Source organism: Photobacterium sp. GB-36, from assembly GCF_003026135.1.
Classification (GTDB): Bacteria; Pseudomonadota; Gammaproteobacteria; order Enterobacterales; family Vibrionaceae; genus Photobacterium.
In genome coordinates, this window is record NZ_PYNY01000061.1 from 1 (window position 1) to 1,616 (window position 1,616).

1 protein-coding gene is annotated in these 1,616 nt (G+C 32.2%); it reads left to right on the forward strand.

The genetic code is table 11. The annotated features are described in order from the left end of the window. Positions 1–337: 337 nt before the first annotated feature. The gene (locus C9J46_RS21220) at positions 338–1,237 is read left to right on the forward strand and encodes a hypothetical protein (protein ID WP_107291488.1); all 900 of its coding nucleotides are present in this window, start codon (positions 338–340) and stop codon (positions 1,235–1,237) included. Positions 1,238–1,616 lie beyond the last annotated feature (379 nt).

Consider the following 1,616-nt stretch of genomic DNA (forward strand, 5'->3'; position numbering starts at 1 on the left):
TATAATGCAAATCGTAAATTTTGATGCTTAGACTTCGTTTTAAATAAGAAAAAATGCTTAATTATCTCAGCTTCTATTTATAAGATATTGATATATATGGTGTAACATTCATGGTTGTGTTTTTAATTCGACGGGTTAAAAACAGTTCTTACTTTTATCACAGTAAAATATAGGTTGGATGTGATTTTTTGCGACTAACACTATGAAAATAAGTGCTTTTATTTAGTAAGATGTTGAATATTTACAGTATTAATAAAGCGTAAAAGTAAGAATGCTTATTAATATACTGTTAAATGGCTTCAAGGTTTCAGTTTTTGAATAGGGATTATTGTAAACAATGGATATATCACCATCTTTAATCAAAACCAAGATTATCTACATTCCGATAACCTATCTATTCATTACCACGATTTTCATGTCCATTTTTCTAAAATGGTTATTGGAATATAACTTAGAAATATTTAATAAAAGTGAGCTATACCAATTTTTAAATCCTTTGATAGTCTCTATCATTCTTTGTTTTTTGGTGATGAGAAAGCGATTAGATATTCTTATTTATAAATATCGAATAAACAGCTTCGTTATAACTTTGCTTACTGCATTTTACCTATCTATAGCCATTGAAAACTCCCAGAAAATTCTTCCATATCTTCACTATGAAATCCAAAAAATTGAAGACTTTTCCGATTTGTCGAATATTGATTCAAAAGGCTATCTAAAAGTACAGGATTTCAACGCTATCAAAAGTAAGATGCTATCAAAAGTTAGTTTTAGAACACGAATCACTAAAAGCGGAGAGGTGATTTCAATTTATAGGCATATATCGATCCCTTTAAATAAACAGTTTACTGTTTGGGCTGTATTTCCTTTTAGTAAAGATATAAGGAAAGATGTTGCGATTGAAGATAAGAAGTGGGCCCTTCATGAATTAAAAAAACAGTCGAGTAAAGTTGTTAATGGCTATGACTTTTCTAATGTTGAATACTTCGAAGTCGTTCCTGACTCTGATTACAAAGATCAGTATATCTTATCGATTCATGAAAAGTACCCTAGATTAAATGGTAAAAAATTAACGATTTTATCTTCAGAAAATAGGGGGCTAGATCATAACCTTTACATTGATCTAGGGTTTTTCTTGATTTTTATGGTCTTTGGCGCAATGTGCATATTTGTTTTAGTAGAATTTCAGGGGCTTGATCCTGCAAAGGTACGAACCTATTATAGCAGTGAAAAATAGCCAGCCATTTAACAAATAAGGATATGTGTCGCGTAGCCGACACCTATCCGAAGTGTTGGACAAGCCCAAGCCACCTTATATAAGTAAATATTGGAAATAGCATGAAGGGGGATGCCAAAAAGAAGTCGAGCGTTATCCTTGGTGTGAACCAATAATATTAATACCCTGATTTATAATAAAATTCTCTTTAATTATGAAGCGTGAAAGCCATTATTCTTATTATTTAACGTCGGTTATCTGGGTCGAAATATTCCCGTTAATTGCATGACATGTTGGCAGCAGGGGCAAAAGGGTTGGGCTTTTATACGTACCGTTTTATTCGGTGAGGGCAACGTTAGTTGCCCGGCTATCATGAACATAAATTGGATTGCTTGAAGCA